This is a genomic window from Streptomyces sp. MMG1121 (assembly GCF_001280015.1).
In the GTDB taxonomy this organism is placed as follows: Bacteria; Actinomycetota; Actinomycetes; order Streptomycetales; family Streptomycetaceae; genus Streptomyces.
Map to the genome: position 1 here is coordinate 1 of NZ_LGDV01000200.1, position 21,109 is coordinate 21,109.

Annotated in this window: 20 protein-coding genes and 2 tRNA genes; 13 read left to right on the top strand and 9 right to left on the bottom strand. The window is 70.9% G+C overall.

Annotated elements, in window-relative coordinates:
• From ADK64_RS24720 to ADK64_RS24730, 3 genes are all read left to right on the top strand, one after another.
• On the top strand, window positions 1-947 hold a 947-nt coding region (locus tag ADK64_RS24720; RefSeq protein ID WP_199829703.1), incomplete at its 5' end, for an AIM24 family protein.
• 11 nt (window positions 948-958) lie between these two features.
• On the top strand, window positions 959-1,639 hold the full coding sequence (locus ADK64_RS24725; protein ID WP_053662037.1) for an AIM24 family protein: 681 nt from the start codon (window positions 959-961) through the stop codon (window positions 1,637-1,639).
• A 17-nt stretch (window positions 1,640-1,656) separates the two neighbouring features.
• Window positions 1,657-2,412: an AIM24 family protein gene (locus ADK64_RS24730; RefSeq protein ID WP_053662038.1), complete on the top strand. Its 756-nt coding sequence runs from the start codon at window positions 1,657-1,659 to the stop codon at window positions 2,410-2,412.
• Between the two features lie 67 nt (window positions 2,413-2,479).
• Here ADK64_RS24730 and ADK64_RS24735 read toward each other — a convergent pair whose 3' ends face one another.
• A complete protein-coding gene (locus ADK64_RS24735) occupies window positions 2,480-3,001 on the bottom strand; it encodes an NUDIX hydrolase (protein WP_053662039.1) in 522 nt (173 codons plus the stop codon).
• Window positions 2,998-4,446, bottom strand: a complete 1,449-nt coding sequence (locus ADK64_RS24740; RefSeq protein ID WP_053662040.1) for a zinc-dependent metalloprotease — start codon at window positions 4,444-4,446, stop codon at window positions 2,998-3,000. Before ADK64_RS24740 ends, ADK64_RS24735 begins: the two co-directional genes overlap by 4 nt.
• Before the next feature lie 189 nt (window positions 4,447-4,635).
• Between ADK64_RS24740 and ADK64_RS24745 the strand changes: the two genes are divergently transcribed.
• From ADK64_RS24745 to ADK64_RS24760, 4 genes are all read left to right on the top strand, one after another.
• Window positions 4,636-5,748 (top strand): SDR family oxidoreductase, encoded by a 1,113-nt coding sequence (locus ADK64_RS24745; protein WP_053662041.1) that lies wholly within the window; start codon window positions 4,636-4,638, stop codon window positions 5,746-5,748.
• Between the two features lie 126 nt (window positions 5,749-5,874).
• Entirely contained in the window at window positions 5,875-6,336 is a 462-nt protein-coding gene (locus tag ADK64_RS24750; RefSeq protein ID WP_053662042.1) for a molybdenum cofactor biosynthesis protein MoaE, read from the top strand.
• Between the two features lie 128 nt (window positions 6,337-6,464).
• Entirely contained in the window at window positions 6,465-6,662 is a 198-nt protein-coding gene (locus tag ADK64_RS24755) for a hypothetical protein (RefSeq protein ID WP_053662043.1), read from the top strand.
• 25 nt (window positions 6,663-6,687) lie between these two features.
• Window positions 6,688-7,785 carry a PDZ domain-containing protein gene (locus ADK64_RS24760; protein ID WP_053662044.1) on the top strand — a complete coding sequence of 366 codons (1,098 nt, stop codon included), beginning with the start codon at window positions 6,688-6,690 and terminating at the stop codon, window positions 7,783-7,785.
• A gap of 74 nt (window positions 7,786-7,859) precedes the next feature.
• Here the strand turns inward: ADK64_RS24760 and ADK64_RS24765 are convergent, their stop codons facing one another.
• Window positions 7,860-8,402, bottom strand: a complete 543-nt coding sequence (locus ADK64_RS24765; RefSeq protein WP_053662045.1) for a PPA1309 family protein — start codon at window positions 8,400-8,402, stop codon at window positions 7,860-7,862.
• 163 nt (window positions 8,403-8,565) lie between these two features.
• Between ADK64_RS24765 and ADK64_RS24770 the strand changes: the two genes are divergently transcribed.
• The 4 genes from ADK64_RS24770 to ADK64_RS24785 all read left to right on the top strand — a co-directional run bounded on the left by ADK64_RS24770 (window position 8,566) and on the right by ADK64_RS24785 (window position 13,798).
• Window positions 8,566-11,505, top strand: coding sequence for a UPF0182 family protein (locus ADK64_RS24770; protein WP_107093073.1), 2,940 nt, complete (start codon window positions 8,566-8,568; stop codon window positions 11,503-11,505).
• A gap of 41 nt (window positions 11,506-11,546) precedes the next feature.
• A tRNA-Met gene (locus ADK64_RS24775) sits at window positions 11,547-11,620 on the top strand.
• Window positions 11,621-11,824: 204 nt separating this feature from the next.
• On the top strand, window positions 11,825-13,645 hold the full coding sequence (locus ADK64_RS24780; protein WP_199829704.1) for a tetratricopeptide repeat protein: 1,821 nt from the start codon (window positions 11,825-11,827) through the stop codon (window positions 13,643-13,645).
• A 79-nt stretch (window positions 13,646-13,724) separates the two neighbouring features.
• Window positions 13,725-13,798 (top strand) — tRNA-Met (locus tag ADK64_RS24785).
• Between the two features lie 133 nt (window positions 13,799-13,931).
• Here ADK64_RS24785 and ADK64_RS24790 read toward each other — a convergent pair.
• On the bottom strand, window positions 13,932-14,348 hold the full coding sequence (locus tag ADK64_RS24790; protein WP_078992818.1) for a Fur family transcriptional regulator: 417 nt from the start codon (window positions 14,346-14,348) through the stop codon (window positions 13,932-13,934).
• A gap of 138 nt (window positions 14,349-14,486) precedes the next feature.
• On the opposite strand from ADK64_RS24790, the gene ADK64_RS24795 reads away from it, so the two are divergent.
• Entirely contained in the window at window positions 14,487-15,956 is a 1,470-nt protein-coding gene (locus ADK64_RS24795) for a catalase (RefSeq protein WP_053662048.1), read from the top strand.
• Between the two features lie 86 nt (window positions 15,957-16,042).
• Here the strand turns inward: ADK64_RS24795 and ADK64_RS24800 are convergent, their stop codons facing one another.
• Entirely contained in the window at window positions 16,043-16,438 is a 396-nt protein-coding gene (locus ADK64_RS24800) for a cyclic nucleotide-binding/CBS domain-containing protein (RefSeq protein ID WP_053662049.1), read from the bottom strand.
• A gap of 141 nt (window positions 16,439-16,579) precedes the next feature.
• The gene (gene hisN, locus ADK64_RS24805) at window positions 16,580-17,380 is read right to left on the bottom strand and encodes a histidinol-phosphatase (RefSeq protein ID WP_053662050.1); all 801 of its coding nucleotides are present in this window, start codon (window positions 17,378-17,380) and stop codon (window positions 16,580-16,582) included.
• A gap of 136 nt (window positions 17,381-17,516) precedes the next feature.
• On the opposite strand from hisN, the gene ADK64_RS24810 reads away from it, so the two are divergent.
• On the top strand, window positions 17,517-18,125 hold the full coding sequence (locus ADK64_RS24810; RefSeq protein ID WP_078992819.1) for a TetR/AcrR family transcriptional regulator: 609 nt from the start codon (window positions 17,517-17,519) through the stop codon (window positions 18,123-18,125).
• Window positions 18,126-18,228: 103 nt separating this feature from the next.
• Here ADK64_RS24810 and ADK64_RS24815 read toward each other — a convergent pair whose 3' ends face one another.
• The 3 genes from ADK64_RS24815 to aroA form a co-directional block, all read right to left on the bottom strand.
• Entirely contained in the window at window positions 18,229-18,552 is a 324-nt protein-coding gene (locus ADK64_RS24815) for a DMT family transporter (protein WP_053662051.1), read from the bottom strand.
• Between the two features lie 84 nt (window positions 18,553-18,636).
• Window positions 18,637-19,647, bottom strand: a complete 1,011-nt coding sequence (rsgA, locus tag ADK64_RS24820; protein ID WP_053662052.1) for a ribosome small subunit-dependent GTPase A — start codon at window positions 19,645-19,647, stop codon at window positions 18,637-18,639.
• 9 nt (window positions 19,648-19,656) lie between these two features.
• Window positions 19,657-20,997, bottom strand: a complete 1,341-nt coding sequence (aroA, locus tag ADK64_RS24825; protein ID WP_053662053.1) for a 3-phosphoshikimate 1-carboxyvinyltransferase — start codon at window positions 20,995-20,997, stop codon at window positions 19,657-19,659.
• Between the last annotated feature and the right edge of the window lie 112 nt (window positions 20,998-21,109).

Sequence of the window (21,109 nt, forward strand, 5' to 3'; positions counted from 1 at the left end):
TGCCGAACGTGCACGCCGCGCCGACGCTCATCGCCCCCCTGCGCCCACCCGTCGGCGGCCCGGAACCGCCCCCCGCCCCGGCCCCGGCTCCCGCCCCGCACCCCGCGCCCTACGGCCAGCCGCCGCAGCAGCCGTCGTACGGCGGCGGTCAGCCCGGCGCGCCGATGCCGCCCGGCTACGGCCAGCAGCCGCCCCCCTACGGCGGTCAGCCGGCCGCTCCCATGCCGCCCGGTTACGGCCAGCAGGCCGCCGGTTATGGAGTGCCGCAGGGCGCCCCGGCCGGCGCCGCCGGTGTGACGGCCGCACTCCAGATGTTCAAGGAGACGCCCACCGGGCAGCGCTGGACGCTGCAGAACAAGAAGCTCATCCGGGTCGACCTCGGCATCGGCGGACAGCCCGTGCTGGCCCGGCAGGGCAGCATGGTGCTCTACCAGGGCAAGGTCGACTTCGGCTACAAGGGCGCCGGGTTCGCCGGGCGGATCGTCGGCCACGCCACCGGCCAGGAGATGCAGCTGATGCGCTGCACCGGCCAGGGCCAGGTGTTCCTCGCCGAGAACGCCACCCAGCTGCACCCCATCGAACTCCAGGGCGACGCGATCTGCGTGTCCGCCGAGAACGTCCTCGCCTTCGACGAGAGCCTGCACCACGAGGTCCGCCGCATCGAGGGCCACGGCATCCCCGGCGGTGCGCTGTTCACGATGCAGTTCCAGGGCACCGGGACGATCGTCGTCAAGACGCACGGCACGCCCGTCGTCCTGCCGGTCACGCCGACCACCTTCGCCGACTGCAACGCCGTCGTCGCCTGGTCGGCCGCCTCCCAGGTGATCGTCTCCAGCCAGGTCCGCATGCGCCGCAACGCCTACCCGGGCGACACCGGAGAGAGCGTCAACCTCCAGTTCCGGGGCGCACCCGGCAACTTCATCGTCGTCCAGCCGTACGAGGTCTGAGGGAGCCCGTCATGAACCAGCCGCTCGCGGGCTACGCTCCCGCACCCGTCACCGCCCGCATGGAGAACCACGGCCAGCACATGCTGAAGGTCGCCATGCAGACCGGAAACGACCTCCTCGCGCGCGTGGGCTCGATGGTCGCCTACGAAGGCTTCGTCCAGTACGAGCCGAACCCGCCGGCCGTCCGCCAGATCGCCCGTGACTGGATCACCGGCGAGGGCGCGCCCCTGATGAAGTGCTCCGGCGACGGACTGCTCTACCTCGCCGACTACGGCGCCAACGTCGTCGTGATCAACCTCAACGGCGACGGCATCTCCGTCAACGCCAGCAACCTCCTCGCCTTCGACGCGCACCTGAGCTGGGGCGTGGAGCGGGTCAAGGGCCTGGCGAAGTTCGCCGGCCAGGGGCTGTGGAACACGAAGATCTCCGGGCAGGGCTGGGTCGCGCTGACCTCCCGGGGCGTGCCGATCGTCGTCGACTGCGGCGGCGGCGAGGACGAGACCTATGTCGACCCCGACGCGCTCGTCGCCTGGTCGCCGAACCTGAAGGTGCGCGGCAAGCGCAGCTTCAAGGCGCAGTCGCTGATCGGCCGGGGCAGTGGCGAGGCCTACCAGATGGCCTTCTCCGGCCAGGGCATCGTCGTCGTCCAGCCCAGCGAGGACAGCACCGACCGCCTCCGGATCCGGGGCTGAGGGGGATTCAGAACGTCATGCAGAGCCCGCTTTTCGCGCACAACGACCTCCAGACACAGGAGCGCTGGAGCCTGCAGAACTCGCAGCTGCTCCGCGTCACCCTGGAGGGCCACGACGACATCCTCGCCCGCAAGGGCACCATGGTCGCCTACCAGGGGCTGCTCGAGTTCGACGCCGAGTACCAGAGCAACAACCAGGCACGCGCGCGTGCGTACACGGGCGAGGGCCTGGACCTGATGCGCTGTCACGGACAGGGCACGGTCTATCTCGCCAACCTCGCCCAGCACGTGCACATCATGGACGTCGAGCAGGACGGACTGACCGTCGACAGCTCCTACGTCCTCGCCATGGACTCCTCGCTGCACCACGAGGTCATCGCCGTCGACAGTCTCTACGGTGTCTCCGGCTCCGGGAAGTACCAGCTGAACATCACCGGGCGCGGCAAGGTCGCCCTGATGACCTCCGGTTCGCCGCTGCTGATGCAGGTCACGCCCGACCGGTACGTCAACTGCGACGCGGACGCGATCGTCGCCTGGTCCACCGGGCTGCGCGTGCAGATGCAGGCCCAGACGCACTCCTCCGGCGTGTGGCGCAGGCGCGGCAACACCGGTGAGGGCTGGGAGCTGAGCTTCATGGGCTCCGGGTTCGCGCTCGTGCAGCCCAGCGAGCTGCTGCCGCCGCAGAACGCGGTGATCGGGTCGGGTCTCGCCGCCCAGTTCGGCATGGGGCAGCAGGGGGCGCGCGGACAGAACCAGGGGAACGTCTGGAGCTGAGCCGCAGCGGCTCGGTCCGGAACGCAACAGTAAGGGGCGACCGTCCAGGTGGTCGCCCCTTACCCGCTCACAGCCGTGCGCGGGTCGCTTCCAGCAGGCGTACGACCGACTCGTCCGCCACGTTTGCCACCTCGTCGTAGGCGAACCAGCGCAGGTCGAGGGACTCGTCGCTGATCGTCTGCACCGAGCCGGCCGGGGCCAGGGCGGCGTACTGGACGTCGAAGTGCCAGTGGCACGGCGCCGGGATCGGATGCCGGTCCAGGCGGAGCGGGCCGCCGGGCAGCGGTGTCAGCCCTGCGATCCCGGACTCCTCGGCCGCCTCGCGCAGCGCCGCCGCCTCCAGGGACGCATCGTCCGGCTCGCAGTGGCCGCCCATCTGGAGCCACATCCGCAGCTTCTTGTGCAGGGTGAGCAGCACCCGGCCGTGCCCGGGGTCGATCACCAGCGCGCTCGCCGTGATGTGCCCGGCGCCGCAGGCCTTCCACATGCCGTCCGGGTGGGCCGCCAGATGGTCCAGGTAGGCCTGGCGCAGTTCTCCCTGGCCCTCGTACCCCTTCAGCACGAGGACCGCGTCGTCGTACAGACTCACTCGGTGTCGTCGCCCTCGGCCTCGCCGTCGTCCTTCTTGTGCAGGTCGGGCTTGTGCAGGTCCGGCTTTCCGGCCGCCTCGCCGAGCATCTTGTCCAGCTCGGAGAAGTCCAGCTGCTCGCGGTGCACGAAGCCGTCCGGGTCGTCCAGGTCGGTCGCGGTGGGCAGCATGTCCGGGTGGGCCCACAGGCCGTCGCGGCCGTCGACCCCGCGCGCGTCCGTGAGCGAGGCCCACAGGCGCGAGGCGTCGCGCAGCCGGCGCGGGCGCAGCTCGAGGCCGATCAGCGTGGCGAACGTCTGCTCCGCCGGGCCGCCGGTCGCGCGGCGCCGGCGCAGGGTCTCGCGCAGGGCGTCGGCGGACGACAGACGCGGCTTCGCGGCCGCGTGCACCACCGCGTCCACCCAGCCCTCGACGAGCGCCAGAGCCGTCTCCAGACGGGCCAGGGCGGCCTTCTGCTCGGGCGTGTCCTCCGGCTGGAACATGCCCTGCTGGAGCGCGTCCTGAAGCTGCTCGGGGTTCTGCGGGTCGAACTGGCCGACCACGTCCTCCAGCTTGGCCGTGTCGACCTTGATCCCGCGCGCGTACCCGTCGACCGCGCCGAACAGGTGTGAGCGCAGCCACGGCACATGCGCGAAGAGGCGCTGGTGGGCCGCCTCGCGCAGGGCCAGATACAGCCGCACCTCCTCCTGCGGCACGCCGAGGTCCTTGCCGAAGGCCTCCATGTTGGCCGGGAGCAGCGCGGCCTTGCCGGCGGTGCCGAGCGGCAGGCCGATGTCGGTGGAGCCGACGACCTCGCCCGCGAGCACGCCTACGGCCTGCCCGATCTGCGTGCCGAACATGGCGCCGCCCATCGAGCGCATCATGCCGATCAGCGGGCCCGCCATGGCCTGCATCTCCTCCGGCAGGACGTCGCCCATGGCCGCGCCGACCCGCTCGGCGACCGGGTCGACCAGCTCCTGCCACGCGGGCAGGGTCGCCTCGACCCACTCCGCGCGGGACCAGGCCACCGCCGAGGCGGAGCCCGACGGCAGGGACGTCGCGTCGTCCAGCCACAGGTCGGCCAGGCGCACGGCCTCCTCGACCGCCTTGCGCTCGGCCGGGCCGACGCTGGCGTCCTTCGTGCCGTCCGGGGTGCCCTGGGCCACCGTCTGGCGGGCGATCTGCTTGGCCATGTCCCAGTTCACCGGGCCGCCCTCGTAGGAGAGCATCTGGCCCAGCTGCTGGAACGCGGCGCCCAGATCGGTGGGGTTCAGGGAACCGAACATCGCGGCGAGCGGATTGTCGGCGCCGGGGCCGCCCAAGCCTCCGGCTCCGGGCAGGCCGCCGAAGCCGAACGGGTTGGCCGGTCCCTGCCCACCACCGCTCTGCTGGTCCTTCTTCTTGCCCTCGTCGCCGTCTTCCGGCTCCTCCGGCGGAAGGCCGAAACCGAATGGGGTGTCACTCACAGGATTCCTCGGCTGGTAAGGCCACCGGTCTGTCTCCGGCGGCGCGGCTGCCCGACACCACCCAGCGTAGACACCCTGACCCGATCGGGCCTCGGTGCTTTGCCCACGGAAGGCCTGCGGCAGGATGGATACACCTGGTACGCACGCGTCACTCGCGCTCGTATTGAAGACAACCGCTGGAGACGCCCGGTGAGTTCCCCAGATCCGCAGGTTCGCGCAGCGCGAAACCCCTCAACCCCTCCCGCCTCGCGCGGGCCCGTCGTAGCGGTCACCGGCGCCGCCACCGGGATCGGCGCCCTGCTCACCGAGCGGCTGGCCGCCTCCGAGGAGATCAAGCAGGTCATCGCCATCGACGAGCGGCGCGGGGACTGTGCCGAAGCCGAGTGGCACATCCTCGACGTGCGCGACCCCGCCATCGCGGACAAGCTGCGGGGCGCCGACGTCGTCGTACACCTCGCGCTGGACCTCGACCTGGAGACGGATGCGGCGGCGCGTACCGCTTACAACGTCCGGGGGACACAGACCGTCCTCACGGCCGCGGCGGCCGCCGGTGTGCACCGGGTGGTGCTGTGCACCTCGGCCATGGTCTACGGCGCCCTGCCGGACAACGAGCTGCCCCTTTCGGAGGACGCCGAGCTGCGCGCGACCGCCGAGGCCACCGGGGTCGGCGACCTGCTGGAGATCGAGCGGCTGGCGCGGCGGGCGCCGCGGGCGCATCCGGGGCTCAACGTCACCGTCGTACGGCCCGCCGTGCTGGTCGGCGGCACGGACACGGCGCTGACCCGGTACTTCGAGTCGCCGCGACTGCTCGTCGTCGCCGGATCGCGGCCCGCGTGGCAGTTCTGCCACGTCGAGGACCTGTGCAGTGCGCTGGAGTACGCCGTTCTGGAGAAGGTCGAGGGGGAACTGGCCGTCGGCTGCGACGGGTGGCTGGAGCAGGAGGAGGTCGAGGAGCTGAGCGGGATCCGGCGGATGGAACTGCCGTCGGCGGTCGCGCTCGGCGCGGCGGCCCGGCTGCACCGGATCGGGCTCACACCGTCCCCGGCCGGGGATCTGGCATACACGATGTATCCCTGGGTGATCAGCGGGAGCCGGCTGCACGACGCGGGGTGGCGGCCGCGCTGGACCAACGAGGAGGTGCTCGCCGAGCTGCTGGACGAGGTCTCCGGCCGGCACACGGTGGCCGGGCGCCGGCTCGGCCGCAAGGACGCCACGGCCGCGGGTGCCGCCGGAGCGACGGTCGCCCTGCTGGGCGCTGCGGCTGTCGTACGGCGGGCCCGGAAGGCCCGGCGCCGCGTGTGAGGCGGCCCGGGCCGGGGGTGGGACCGCCGCCCCCGGCTCCGTCGTAGGACGCTCCAAACGCAGGCACGCGCGTGCCTGGTGAATCTCGTATTCCCCGTTGTCACAGGCGTGCGGCACGATGGGGGCATGGCACACGCGAACGAGCATCCCGGTGAGCAGGCGGCGCAGGATCCCATCAAGCTGATCGGTGTCCGGGAGACCGCGCTCTCCCTGGACGAGGTGTTCCGGGCCGTCGGGGACGACGCGGCCGGGGGAGTCGCGCTGTTCGTGGGGACCGTGCGCAACCACGACGGGGGTGCCGACGTCGACGCGCTCGGGTATTCCTGCCACCCCAGTGCCGAGGCCGAGATGCGCCGGGTCGCCGAGAAGGTCGTGGCGGAGTATCCGGTGCGGGCGCTGGCCGCCGTGCACCGGGTGGGAGACCTCGCGGTGGGGGACATCGCCGTGGTCGTCGGCGTGGCCTGTCCGCATCGCGCGGAGGCCTTCGACGCCTGCCGCAAGCTCATCGACGACCTCAAGCACGAGGTGCCGATCTGGAAGCACCAGAAGTTCTCCGACGGGACGGAGGAGTGGGTCGGGGCCTGCTGAGGTACGTCACCTGGAGCACACCCGCCCCTCCGGTTGCGTAACCGACCCCCTCGCGTGAGCGTTGTCTGTGCGGATGGTTAATCTGCTGATCAGTCAGTTGCAGACGCTCTTGGCGTTGGGAGGTCGGCATGGGGGCGCTTGTCTGGCTGCTGATTCCGCTTCTGGCCGCGATCGGCGGCGGGGTCTGGGGCAGCTGGGCCAATCGGACCCGCAAGGTGCGCGGTGACGGGCCCGAGCTGGACGGCTATGCCCGGTTCCGCGCAGCGATGGAGAAGTCCAACTCGGAGGCCGGGGGGCCCGACGAGGGTGCCCTGACGGGCCGCTGACAGAGGCGTCCCGTACTGTCGTGGCATGCCACGCCGCACCGCGACGATGCTCGCCTCCACCCTGATGCTGATCGCGCTCCTGTGCGCGGGAGTGCTCATCCCCGTGCCCTACGCGGAGATGTCTCCCGGCCCGACCGTGAACACGCTGGGGGACCACGACGGCGAGCCGGTGCTGCAGATCACCGGGCACAAGACGTACAAGACCGACGGCAACCTCAACATGACCACGGTCAGGGTGACCAGCGCGGACTTCCGGATGAACCTCGTGGAGGCCGTCTACGGCTGGCTGGACCACGACACCAAGATCGTCCCGCACGACACGCTCTATCCGAACGGCACGACGGAGGAGCAGTCCTCGCAGCAGAACGCCGAGGAGTTCAGCCAGTCCCAGGAGAGTGCCAAGGTGTCCGCTCTGAAGGAGCTGGGCATCCCGGTGAAGTCCTGGGTCATCGTCTCCACCGTGATCAAGGATTCCCCGGCCGAGGGCAGGCTGCACGCCGGTGACGTGATCAAGGCCGTCGACGGTACGGCGGTCAAGCAGCCGTCCGACGTCGCCAAGTTCGTCACGAAGCACAAGCCCGGGCAGCGCGTCGTCTTCACGGTCATCCCCGCCAAGGAGCAGGCCGCCGCGGAGAAGGCGCACAAGACGGCGACCACGACCCAGGACGTCGCCCTGACCACGAAGAAGTCCGACGACAGCGGCCCCGCGCGGGCCATCGTCGGGATCTCCGCCGGGACCGACCACACCTTCCCGTTCACCATCGACATCAAGCTCGCCGATGTCGGCGGCCCCAGCGCCGGTCTGATGTTCGCCCTCGGGATCTACGACAAGCTCACCCCGGGCGACCTCACGGGCGGCAAGTTCGTCGCCGGCACGGGCACCATCGACGACAGCGGCACCGTCGGCCCGATCGGCGGCGTCGAGATGAAGACCGTCGGTGCGCGCGAGAAGGGCGCCCAGTACTTCCTGACGCCCGCCGACAACTGCGCGGCCGCCGCCAAGGACACCCCGAGCGGGCTCACCCTGGTCAAGGTGAAGAACATCAGCGACGCGATCAGCTCGCTGAAGGACATCCGCAGCGGGAACACCACGGCACTGCCCAAGTGCACCACCAAGGGCTGACGGGTACGTGACGCGGCTGGGGGCGCCCCTCGCGACCAGAGGCGCCCCCAGTGCCGTACCGCAAGAAGCGGCGGTCAGTCCGCGAACGTCGCCGCCAGGGCGTCCGCCAGGCCGGGCACCAGCTCCGGGCCGGTGAGGACCTCCGTAGGAGAGTCCTTCTCGCGCAGCCGCAGCGCAGACTCGCGGGTGCCGTCGCGCAGCACCGCGACCGTCATGCGCACCTCCTGGCGCTCGGGGTGCTCGGCCACCCACTTCGCCAGCTTGGCGTCGCTCAGGTTCTGCGGGACCTGAGCCTCGGCGGACGGCGGCAGCATCAGACGTTCCACCGAGAGCGCGCAGCCGACGACCGCGTCGGGCCAGGCGATGGTGCCGAGAAAATCGTCGAGCGGCTTGCCGGACGGAAGCTCGTCCTGCTCGATCGGGGTGAGACCGGCGGTCTCGGACTCGCCGTCGAGACCCAGCTGGGCCGCGAGCGACGGTTCCTGATTCCGCAGCCGTGCGGTGTCTACAAGGGCGAAGAGGCGGGCGGGCTGGTCCCAGCCGAGGCCGGAGACGTACTCGTCGATCTCGAGTACGGCCCGGGTGAGCGGGCTCGCTGCCATGGGAGTGTTGGACATGGTCACAATCCTGCCTCGTTCATGGCCGGAATCGGGAACCGTGTAATCCCTGAGTAAGTTGCATAGGTGTGGGCCCGCGATCACGGGGGGCCACGGAGGGCCCACGACCACGAGGGCCTGACGGACCGACAGCGACTTCGAGGTGCGCACCTTGGCTTTCCAGATGCCGGACCGCGGCGGAGGCCCGACGGGACCGCGGATCAGAGCGGGCCGCCCGTCCCGGCGTGTCCGGGGCCTGCTCATGACACTGGGCGTCCTGGCCGTCCTCGGCATGGCGTTCACCATGTTCGCGGGCTTCTGGACGGACTGGCTGTGGTATCGGTCGGTGCACTACTCGTCGGTGTTCACGACGACCCTGTCGACCAAGATCGGGCTGTTCTTCGTCTTCGGTCTGCTGATGGCGGTCGCCGTCGGGGTCAACATCTGGGTGGCGCACCGGATGCGGCCTCCGCTGAGCGCCATGTCCATGGAGCAGCAGAGCCTCGACCGCTACCGGATGGGCATCGCGCCGTACAAGAAGTGGCTGCTGCTCGCCGTCACCGCGCTCGTCGGCCTGATCGCCGGAGCCTCGGCGTCCAGTCAGTGGCGGATCTGGCTGATGTGGGTCAACGGCGTGCCCTTCCACCAGAAGGACCCGCAGTTCCACCTCGACGTCTCCTTCTACGCCTTCGACCTGCCCTGGTACCGCTTCCTGCTGGGCTTCGGCTTCGCCGCCGCCATCCTGAGCCTGATCGCCGCCGCGCTCACGCACTATCTGTACGGCGGGCTGCGCCTGACCAGCCCGGGCGCGCGGGCCACCGCCGCCGCGACCGGGCATCTGTCCGTGCTGCTCGGCATCTTCGTCGCCCTGAAGGCGGTCGCCTACTGGCTCGACCGGTACGGCCTGGCCGTCAAGTCCAGCGACTTCAAGGCGACCGGCAACTGGACCGGCCTGCGCTACGTCGACGCCAACGCCTATCTGCCGGCGAAGACGATCCTGTTCTGCATCGCGGTCATCTGCGCGCTGCTGTTCTTCGCCACCCTGTGGCGGCGCACCTGGCAGCTGCCCGTCATCGGCTTCGGCCTGATGGTCCTGTCCGCGATCCTGATCGGCGGGCTGTACCCGGCGATCGTGCAGAAGTTCCAGGTGCAGCCCAACGAGCAGGCCAAGGAAGCCCCGTACGTCCAGAAGAACCTCAAGGCGACCCGCGAGGCGTACGGCATCGACGACGCCAAGGTCACCGAGTACTCCGGTCAGTCCACGACGAAGGACAAGACCAAGCTGCGCGACGACGCCGATGCCGCGGCGAGCATCCGCATCATGGACCCGAACATCGTCTCGCCGACGTTCCAGCAGCTCCAGCAGATGAAGAACTACTACGGGTTCCCGACCAACCTGGACGTCGACCGGTACCCCGCCAAGGACGGTAAGAACACCAAGGACCAGGACACGGTCCTCGGTCTGCGCGAGCTGAACCTGGACGGCATCCCGAAGAACAACTGGATCAACGACCACTTCCGCTACACCCACGGCTACGGCGTGGTCGCCGCGAAGGGTACCGAGGCCGACTCCCAGGGCCAGCCCGTCTTCACCGAGTACGACCTGCCGTCCCGGGGCGAGCTGCCCACGTACGAACAGCGCATCTACTACGGCGAGAAGACCACCACCTACTCCATCGTCGGCGGTCCCCAGAAGGAGATCGACTACTCCGACGACAGCGGTGAGAAGACCACCAGCTACACGGGCAAGAGCGGGGTCAACCTCGACAACCCGGTCAACCGGGCCGCGTACGCGGTGGCGTTCAACGAGCCGCAGATCCTCTACTCGGGTGCGATCGGCAAGGGTTCGCGGATCCTGTACAACCGCACGCCCAAGGAGCGCGTCGAGGCGGTCGCCCCTTGGCTGACCATCGACGGCGACGCCTATCCGGCGGTGGTGAAGGGCCGTATCCAGTGGATCGTCGACGCCTACACGACGTCGAACGGCTACCCGTACTCCTCCCGCACGACTCTCGGTGACACCACGGCCGACTCGCTGACCGCCACCAACAACAACCGCACCGTGGTGGCCCAGCAGAACCAGGTCAACTACATCCGCAACTCGGTGAAGGCGACTGTCGACGCGTACACCGGTGATGTCAAGCTCTACCAGTGGGACACCCAGGACCCGGTGCTGAAGACCTGGATGAAGGCCTTCCCCGGGACGGTGAAGCCGAGGAGTGCCATCTCCCCGGAGCTCATGGCCCATCTGCGCTATCCGCAGGACCTGTTCAAGGTCCAGCGCGAACTGCTCACCCGCTACCACGTGACGGACGCGCAGACGTTCCTCACCGGCAGCGAGGTGTGGCAGGTGCCGGACGACCCGACCAACAAGTCGGGCAGCGCGGTGCCGCCGTACTACCTGAGCATGAAGATGCCCGACCAGGCCAAGCAGGCGTTCTCGCTGTCGACGACGTTCACGCCCAACGGCCGGGACAATCTCAGTGCGTTCATGTCGGTCGACGCCGAGGCCGGCACCAGTGACTACGGCAAGATCAGAATCCTGAAACTGCCGACCAGCACGACGGTCGACGGGCCCAAACAGGTACAGAGCCAGTTCAACTCCGAACAGGACATCGCCGCGGCGATCAGACTCCTCAAGGGCGGCGACTCCGATATCGAGTACGGCAACCTGCTGACCGTGCCGCTGGACGGAGGACTGCTCTACGTGGAGCCGGTCTACGTACGCGGTGGCGGACTGAAGTACCCGCTGCTGCGCAAGGTGCTCGTCACCTACGAGGGCAAGACCGCGTTCGAGAACACCCTCGACGCCGCTCTCGACAAGGTCTTCGGTGCGACGGGCTCGACCACGACACCACCGGACACCGGCACCAGCAATCCGCCCACGTCCACCAATCCGACCGTCCAGCAGGCCCTGGACGACGCCCAGAAGGCCTTCGACGCGGGCCAGCAGGCGCTGCGGAATCCGGACGGGGCGGACTGGGCCGCGTACGCCAAGGCCCAGAAGGATCTGCAGGCCGCGCTGAAGCGGGCGCAGGAGGCGGAGGCGAAGGCCGCTCAGTCCGGCAGCGGCAAGAACGCCGACAAGAGCAGCGCCAAGGGCGGCGGCAAGAGCAGCAATTGATCAAGACCCCCCGCGCCGTGGTACGGTTACCAGGCAAACGGCGCGGGGTGGAGCAGCTCGGTAGCTCGCTGGGCTCATAACCCAGAGGTCGCAGGTTCAAATCCTGTCCCCGCTACTGCGAACGAAGGCCCGGATCCCAAGGGATCCGGGCCTTCGTGGTGTGCGAACTCATATCCGGAGGGGAGGTACGGCCGCGCCGCCGTGGGGAGTTGAGTGGTGTGTGTTTGACTTGTCGTCCTGTGGGCATGTCGACAAAACGCTGAAGTGACCTCACGGGCTGCGGTATACCGGGTGTACCCAGGTTGCAGGTGGTGCGACGATGGACGTTATGGGGGACAAGGCAACTCTGTTCGAGTCAGGGCGATTTGTGCAGCCGTCCGGTGAGGAGCCGACCCGCGACGAAGTGAGCGACATGGGGGATGCCGCTGAAGAGGTACGGCTCGCTCTCGCCGCGCAGAGCGGCGACGCGGAGGCGGCGAGCGTCCTCGGAGCCATGCTGCTGCGCCGCGGCGACCTCGACGGAGCCGAAGCCCATCTGCGCGCCGCCACCGCGGCCGGCGACCGGGCCGCCGCCAACAACCTCGGCGTCCTGCTGCACCAGCGCGGCTACCCCGAGGAGGCCGCCGGCTGGTGGCGGATCGCCGCCGTCGCCGGTTCCGCCGCCGCCGCGCACGCGCTCGGCCGCTACCACCGCGAGCGCGGGGACGAGCCGGCCGCCGAGTACTGGCTGCGCCAGTCCGCCGAACAGGGCCACGTCCTCGGCGCCTACGCGCTCGCCGACCTGCTGGAGCACCGCGGTGACGTCGGCGCCGAGCACTGGATGCGGGCCGCCGCCGAGCGCGGGCACCGGGAGGCGGCGTACCGGCTGGCACGCGCCCTCGACCACACGGAGGGACACGAGGACGAGAGCGGGTCCGACAACGCTGTCGCGGAGGCCGAGCAGTGGTACCGGCAGGCCGCCGCGCGCGGTCACCGGCGGGCCGCGCTGCACCTCGGGGCGATCCTGGAGAAGCGGGGAGAGCTGAAGGAAGCCGGGCGCTGGTATCTGACCTCGGCCAAGGACGGCGAGGCCCGGGCCGCCTGCGCGCTGGGCTTCCTGCTGCGCGACGCCGGGGACACCGAGAGCGCGGCCGTGTGGTGGCTGCGCGCCGCCCAGGAGGGCGACGGCAACGCGGCCAACGCGCTGGGCGCGCTGCACGCCGAGCGCGGCGAGACGCAGACCGCCGAGCGCTGGTACCGGGCGGCGCTGGACGCGGGCGACGACAACGGCGCGTACAACCTCGGGCTGCTCTGCGCCGAGCAGGGGCGGACCGCACAGGCCGAGCAGTGGTACCGGCGGGCCGCCTACGCAGGGCACCGGGAGGCCGCGAACGCGCTCGCCATCCTGCTGCTGCAGGGCGGTGACACCACCGGCGCCGAGCCGTGGTTCTCCAAGGCCGCCGAGGCGGGGAGCGTGGACGCCGCGTTCAATCTCGGGATCCTCTACGCCGGGCGTGGCACCGGGCAGGCGGCCGAGATGGCGCTGCGCTGGTACGAGCGGGCGGCCGCCGCCGGGCACACCGAGGCCGCGCTCCAGGTCGGGATCGCCCGGCTGCGCGAGGGCGACGAGCGGGAGGCCGAACGGCATCTGCGCTGCGCGGCCGGCGGCGGCAGCGCGGAGGCGGCATACCGGCTGGCCACCCTGCTCGACGCGCGCCGGCCGCCGGAGCCCGCGCACGAGCTGGGCGAGATCGTGCACGAGAAGACCGAGTGCGAGGAGTGGTACGAGCGCGCTGCCACCCAGGGCCACCGGCGGGCGCAGGTGCGGGTCGGCATGCTGGCCGCCGCCCGGGGTGATGTGGTCGAGGCGGCACGTTGGTACCGGGCGGCGGCGGAGGCCGGATCACGCAACGGCGCCTTCAATCTGGGGCTGCTGCTGGCCCGGGAGGGCAGTGAGCCGGAGGCGGCGGTGTGGTGGACGCGCGCCGCCGACGCCGGGCACGGCCGGGCCGCCCTACGGCTGGCCCTTGTCTACGCGCGTCGGGGAGAGCTGGCGGAGGGGCAGCGGTGGGCGGACCGTGCGGTGGCACTGGGCCCGGCGGAGGTCGCCGAGCGGGCGGGACGGCTCAGGGATGCGCTGCGGGAAGAGCTCTCTGCTTGACCGCGCAGTGGCCCTGGTCACTCGGTCCCCAATCGATTTGCTTCCGTGGGCCGCCCTCGCGTAATGTCGTGTTCACCGACGCGGGGTGGAGCAGCTCGGTAGCTCGCTGGGCTCATAACCCAGAGGTCGCAGGTTCAAATCCTGTCCCCGCTACTGATGACCTAGGGCCGGAATCCAGAGATGGATTCCGGCCCTAGGTGCGTTTAGGTGTGGGCAGGCGCGTGCAGGCCCGAAAAAAGGGGGCTTGCGCCCCCTGGTTCACGCGACTTCGTTCACGCGCCCGGGTTCACGCGCCCGCGCAGTTCGGGCACAGCCCCCGGTACGTCACCTCGACGTCCGACACCGTGAAGCCGAAGCGCTCCGTGTCGGGGAGGTCGGCGAGCGGGTTGCCCGTCGGGTGGACGTCGCGGATCGCGCCGCAGCGGGCGCAGACCAGGTGGTGGTGCGGGCGGTGCGCGTTCGGGTCGTACCGCTTGGCGCGCTTGTCCGTCGCGACTTCCAGCACCTCGCCGAGGGAGACCAGCTCGCCCAGCGTGTTGTAGACGGTCGCCCGGGAGATCTCCGGCAGCTTCGCGACGGCGCGCGCATGGACCTCGTCGGCCGTCAGATGGACGTGCTCGCCGTCCAGGACCTCGGCCACCACGCGCCGCTGCGCGGTCATCCGCCATCCGCGTCCACGCAGCCGTTCCAGAAGGTCGCTCATAGCTATCAGCCTAACAGGAGAGGGGACCAGGACGGGAATAGGTGTGAGATTGGAACACTAATTGACTTAGATCTAGTCCAATGTAGGATCGGGAACGGCTTTGGCCACAGGACAGGACTGGGACAGGATCAGTCAGTGATGACGCAGGAGGCGCACGTGACGCAGGGACCGCTCACCACGGAGGCCGGTGCTCCGGTCGCCGACAACCAGAACAGCGAGACGGCGGGCGTCGGCGGGCCGGTCCTGGTCCAGGACCAGCTGCTGCTGGAGAAGCTCGCCCACTTCAACCGGGAACGCATCCCGGAGCGGGTCGTGCACGCCCGGGGCGCGGGCGCCTACGGCACCTTCACGGTGACCGCCGACGTCACGCCGTACACGCGGGCCGCCTTCCTCTCCGAGGCCGGCAAGGAGACCGAGGTCTTCCTGCGCTTCTCGACCGTGGCCGGCAACCTCGGCGCGGCGGACGCCGTCCGCGATCCGCGCGGCTTCGCGCTGAAGTTCTACACCGAGGAGGGCAACTACGACCTCGTCGGCAACAACACCCCGGTGTTCTTCATCCGGGACGCGATCAAGTTCCCGGACTTCATCCACACCCAGAAGCGCGACCCGTACACGGGCTCCACGGAGGCGGACAACGTCTGGGACTTCTGGGGGCTCAGCCCGGAGTCGACCCACCAGGTGACCTGGCTGTTCGGCGACCGGGGCATCCCGGCGTCGTACCGTCACATGAACGGCTACGGCTCGCACACCTACCAGTGGAGCAACGAGGCCGGCGAGGTCTTCTGGGTCAAGTACCACTTCAAGACCGACCAGGGGATCAAGAACCTCACGGCGGAAGAGGCCGCGGTGCTCGCGGGCAACGACCCCGACTCCCACCAGCGCGATCTGCGCGAGGCGATCGAGCGCGGCGAGTTCCCGAGCTGGACCGTGCAGGCGCAGATCATGCCGGCGGCGGACGCGGCGACGTACCGCTTCAACCCGTTCGACCTCACCAAGGTCTGGCCGCACGAGGACTACCCGCCGATCGAGATCGGCAGGCTGGAACTGAACCGCAACCCGCGGAACGTCTTCGCCGAGGTCGAGCAGTCGATCTTCAGCCCCGCGCACTTCGTGCCCGGCATCGGCCCGTCCCCGGACAAGATGCTCCAGGGCCGGCTCTTCGCGTACGGCGACGCGCACCGCTACCGCGTCGGCATCAACGCCGACCACCTGCCGGTGAACCGCCCGCACGCCACCGAGGCGCGCACCAACTCCCGCGACGGCTTCCTGTACGACGGCCGGCACGGTGGCGCGAAGAACTACGAGCCGAACAGCTTCGGCGGGCCGGGGCAGACGGGGCGTGCGCTGTGGCAGGCCGCCTCGGTCGACGGTTCCACCGGCAACCACCCGACCCCCGTGCACGCCGAGGACGACGACTTCGTCCAGGCGGGCGCCCTCTACCGGCTGATGGCGGAGGACGAGAAGGAGCGGCTGATCACCAACCTGGCGGGTGCGATCTCCGCGGTCTCACGCCAGGACATCGCCGAGCGGGCGATCGGCAACTTCGCGAGCGCCGACGCCGAGTTCGGCAAGCGGCTGGAAGCGGCGGTGCGGGCGCTGCGCGGCTGAGTCGGCGGCACGTTCCGTGCTGCTGGGCGGGCCGGATCCCACGGTGCTCGGGGTCCGGCCCGTTCCGAATGCCCCGTTACGCGTGCTCAGCGGGCCGGTGCGGGCTCGCGGGCCGGAAGCCAGCAGCGGATGATGTCGCGCACCGACACGATGCCGGCCACCTCGCCGCCGTCGAGGACGACCAGGTGCCGGAAGCCGCCGTGGGTCATGGCGCGGGCGGCCTCCTCGAGGGTCCAGGTGGGGGCGGCGAAGACGACGTCGGTGGTGGTGTGGGCGTGGGTGCGTTCCGTGTCCGGGTTCTGGCCGAGGCCGACGGAGATGAGGATGTCGCGTTCGGTGAGGATGCCGATGCCGCCGGCGTCCGGGTCGAGGACCACGGCGGCACCGGTGCGGCGCGCGGACATCAGGGTGGCCGCCTGGCGGAGGGTGTGAGCGGGGCCGACGGTGAGGGTCACCGCGCTCATGGCGTCACGGACGAGCATGGATGGTCCACCTCCTAGGAATCCCCTGTGCGGGGATTCACAAATGCACAAGTGGGGGTGGGCTCAGGGTGACAGGTAAAGGGAGGGTCAACAAGGGGGCGCGCGACGCCAATTGTGGGCGTGCGCGCGCCTTCGCCTCGCTCAGCGGCGCGGGTCGAGATACCCGAGCAGCTCGTCGTGGAGCAGGCCGTTGGACGCGGCCGCGTTGCCGCTGTGCGGGCCCGGCCGGCCGTCGAGGCCCGTGAAGCTGCCGCCGGCCTCGGTGACGACGATCGCGGTGGCGGCCATGTCCCACAGGGACAGCTCGGGCTCGGCGCAGAGGTCGACGGCGCCCTCGGCGACCATCATGTAGGGCCAGAAATCGCCGTACGCGCGCGTGCGCCACACCTGGCGGGTCAGGTCCAGGAAGCCGTCGAGGCGGCCCTGCTCCTCCCAGCCGGACAGGGAGGAGTACGCGAACGACGCGTCCGCGAGCTTGCCGACCTGGGAGACGTGGATACGGGACGCGGAGGTGAGGCTGCGGCCGGAGTAGGCCCCGTGGCCCTTCGCGGCCCACCAGCGGCGGCCGAGGGCGGGGGCGGAGACGAGGCCGACGACGGGCTGGTAGCCGCCCTCGCCCGCCTCCATCAGAGAGATCAGCGTGGCCCAGACAGGGACGCCGCGGACGTAGTTCTTGGTGCCGTCGATGGGGTCGATCACCCAGCGGCGGGGGCCGGTGCCCTCGACGCCGTACTCCTCACCGAGGACCGCGTCCCGTGGGCGGGCGCGCTGGAGGTGGCCGCGGATGAGTTCCTCCGCCGCCTTGTCGGCCTCGCTCACCGGGGTCATGTCCGGCTTCGTCTCCACCTTCAGGTCGAGAGCCTTGAAGCGGTCCATGGTGGTGGCGTCGGCGGCGTCCGCGAGGACGTGGGCGAGGCGCAGGTCGTCCAGGTAGTCCGGCATGTAGGAACGGTATCTTCCGGCGCCGGTGCGGGGCCAGCAGGGGCGGGGCGCGCGAAAGGGTGACTCTCACGGAGTCTTGACAGTGCGTACGGGCGCGTCAACTCTGGGCGCAGAGCTGCTCTGGCCCAGGGAGGCGATGATGCCTGCTGCCCGGGAGTCCCTGTTGGACGCCGCTTTCACCGCGCTCGCGCGCCGGCCGTGGTCCGCGGTGCGGATGGTCGACGTGGCCGCGGCGGCCGGGGTGTCCCGGCAGACCCTGTACAACGAGTTCGGCAGCAAGGACGGACTCGCCCGGGCGCTGGTGCGACGGGCGGCCGACGGCTACCTCGCCGGGGTCGAGCGGGCGCTCGCCGGATCCGCCGAGCCCCGCGAGCGGCTGACCGCGGTCGCCGAGTGGACCGGCTCCGCCGCGCGGGAGAACGAGCTGATACGGGCCATGCTCACCGGCTGCTGGAGCGAGCGGCTGCCCACCCCGCCGCTCGCCGCCGTACCGTCCTCCTCCGCGGTGCCCGCGCAGCGCCGGGCGGACGGTCCGCTGCCGACGCCCCGCGATTTCGTGCGCATCGTGCGGGACCGCGCCGTGACCGCCCTGGCCGGGCCCGCCGCCACCCCCGTCGACACCGCCGGGCTGGCCCACCCCTGCGAACTGGTCGTCCGCCTCGCCCTCTCCTGTGTCGCGGCCCCGCCGGGGGAGGGCGGCATGGCGGAGCTGGTCCGTGCGGTGGTCCCGCACCGGGCGGCGTGACGGAGCCGGGCCGGACTGCCGCACGGATGGCGGGAGTCGAGGCGCACCCCCACCGTCGCCGACTCGTCGGCTCCGGCGCCGAACTCGCCCTGCCGGAACCGGCCTAGTGGGCCGAGCCCGACAGCTGGAGCCCGATGACGCCGATGATGACGAAGCTGATCGACACGATCTTCAGCGTGGACACCAGGTCACCGAGGAAGACCATGCCGTAGATCGCGGTGCCCGCCGCGCCGATCCCGGTCCACACGGCATAGGCGGGACCGACGTCCAGCTTCTTCAGCGAGAGGGTCAGCAGGCCGAAACTGCCCAGTGCGAACGACGCGAAGGCGACCGTCGGCCACAGGCGGGTGAACCCGTGCGAGAGCTTCAGGCACACGGCGAAACCGGTCTCCAGAATCCCGGCCACTACGACCAGCAGCCACGCCATGCGCTGTCCTCCCGTTGATCCGGATCACCGGCTCGGTGCGATTATGCACTTACCGGCGTCGACCCCCGGCAAACAACGCGGCGGTCAGTCGCCTTCCCGGCGCTCCCTCGTGGACAGCAGCCGGCGCAGCGAGTACAGCCGCGCCGGATCCGCGTGGCCCTCCTCGACCCAGGCGTCCAGCGCGCAGTCGGGCTCGTCGTGGCTGCACGCGCGCGGGCAGTTCTCCGTACCCGCCGCCAGGTCCGGGAAGGCGTGGATCACCCGGGACGGATCGATGTGCGCGAGCCCGAAGGAGCGCACGCCCGGGGTGTCGATGACCCAGCCCTCGTCCCCGCCGAGCGGCAGCGCCAGCGCGGAGGTGGTGGTGTGTCGGCCCCGGCCCGTCACCGCGTTGACGTGTCCCGTCGAACGCCGCCGGTCCTTCGGGACGAGCGCGTTGACCAGGGTCGTCTTGCCGACGCCCGAGTGGCCGACGAACGCCGTGATCCGGCCGTCCAGTTGCGCCCGCACCCGGTCCGCCGCGTCCCCGTTCTCCAGCTCCTCGCGGCTGGTGACGACGTACGGGATGTCGAGGTCGCCGTACAGCTCCAGCAGCTTGTCCGGCGGGGCCAGGTCCGACTTCGTCATCACCAGCAGCGGCTCCAGGCCGCCGTCGAAGGCCGCGACCAGACAGCGGTCGATCAGCCGGGGGCGGGGTTCCGGATCGGCGAGGGCCGTCACGATCGCCAGCTGGTCGGCGTTGGCGACGACCACCCGCTCGAACGGATCGTCGTCGTCGGCCGTGCGCCGCAGCACCGAGGCGCGCTCCTCGATGCGCACGATCCGCGCGAGGGTGTCCTTCTTGCCGGACAGATCGCCGACCAGCGCCACCCGGTCGCCCACCACGGCAGCCTTGCGGCCCAGTTCGCGGGCCTTCATCGCCATGATCACCTGGTCCTCGACCAGGCAGGTCAGCCGGCCCCGGTCGACGGTGAGGACCATGCCCTCGGCCGCGTCCTCGTGCTTGGGCCGGATGTTCGTACGCGGCCGGTTGCCCTTGCGGTTGGGACGGCTGCGGATGTCGTCCTCGTCGGTGTGCTTGCCGTAGCGGCGCATGGCGTGTCCCTACTGCCCGAGCATCCCGGTCCACAGCTCGGGGAAGTCCGGCAGGGTCTTGGCCGTCGTCGCCACGTTCTCGATGAGCACGCCCTCGACCGCGAGGCCGAGGATCGCGCCGGCGGTCGCCATGCGGTGGTCCTCGTAGGTGTGGAAGGTCCCGCCGTGCAGCGGGCGCGGGCGGATGTGCAGGCCGTCGGCCGTCTCCGTGACGTCACCGCCGAGTTCGTTGATCTCCTTGGTGAGCGCGGCCAGCCGGTCGGTCTCGTGCAGTCGCAGATGGGCCACGCCGCGCAGCGTGGAGGGGGAGTCCGCGAGGGCGGCCACGGCCGCGACGCCCGGGGTCAGCTCGCCGACGTCGCCGAGGTCCACGTCGATACCGTGGATGGCACCCGAACCGGTGAACACCAGCCCGTAGTCGGTGAGTTCACAGAAACCGCCCATCTCGGTGAAGATCTCCCGCAGCCGGTCGCCGGGCTGCGTGGTCCGCTGCGGCCAGTCCGGGACGACCACCTTGCCGCCGGTCACCAGCGCCGCCGCCAGGAACGGCTGGGCGTTGGACAGGTCCGGCTCGATCGTGAGGTCCCGGCCGAGCAGCGCGCCCGGCGTCACCCGCCACACGTTCGGCTCGCCGCCGGACTCCGGGGTGTCCACCTGGGCGCCGACCGCGCGCAGCATGTCGACGGTCATCCGGATGTGCGGCATGGACGGGAGGGTCGCGCCGGTGTGCCGGACCTCGACGCCCTGGTTGAAACGCGGGCCGGACAGCAGCAGGGCCGACACGAACTGGGACGAGGACGACGCGTCGATCGACACCGGGCCGCCGTCCAGCGCGCCGCCGCCGTGCACGGTCAGCGGCAGCGCGCCCCGGCCGTCGTCGTCGATCCGGGCGCCGAGCACGCGCAGCGCGTCGATCACACCGTGCAGGGGGCGCTCGTACGACCGCGGGTCGCCGTCGAACCGGATCGGGCCGTCGGCCAGCGCGGCCACCGGCGGCAGGAAGCGCATCACCGTGCCGGCGTTGCCGACGTCGACCGTGGCCGGACCGCGCAGTCCGGTGGGCAGCACCCGCCAGGCCTCGCCGGTGCCGTCGGGGCCGCCCGCGGCGGAGGAGCTGGATGACACCGTCTCCTCGATCTCCACCCCCATGGCCCGCAGGGCGCCGGCCATCAGCAGGGTGTCGCGCGAGCGCAGCGGGCGGCGCAGCCAGCCGGGCTCGGAGGCGAGGGCGGCGAGGACGAGGGCGCGGTTGGTGACCGACTTGGACCCCGGCACGTGGACCGTCGCGTCGACGGCTCCGCTCGCGTGCGGGGCGGGCCAGAGGGCGGGAGGGGCGGTGTTCGGGGCCATGGGGTCACTTTATAAGGAGGCCGACATTCGGGTGCGGCGCCGTTGGGGCTGGTCGCGCCCCCACGGCGGTGCCGCGTATCGGTACGGCCCCGTACCCCCGCCGATGCTGCCC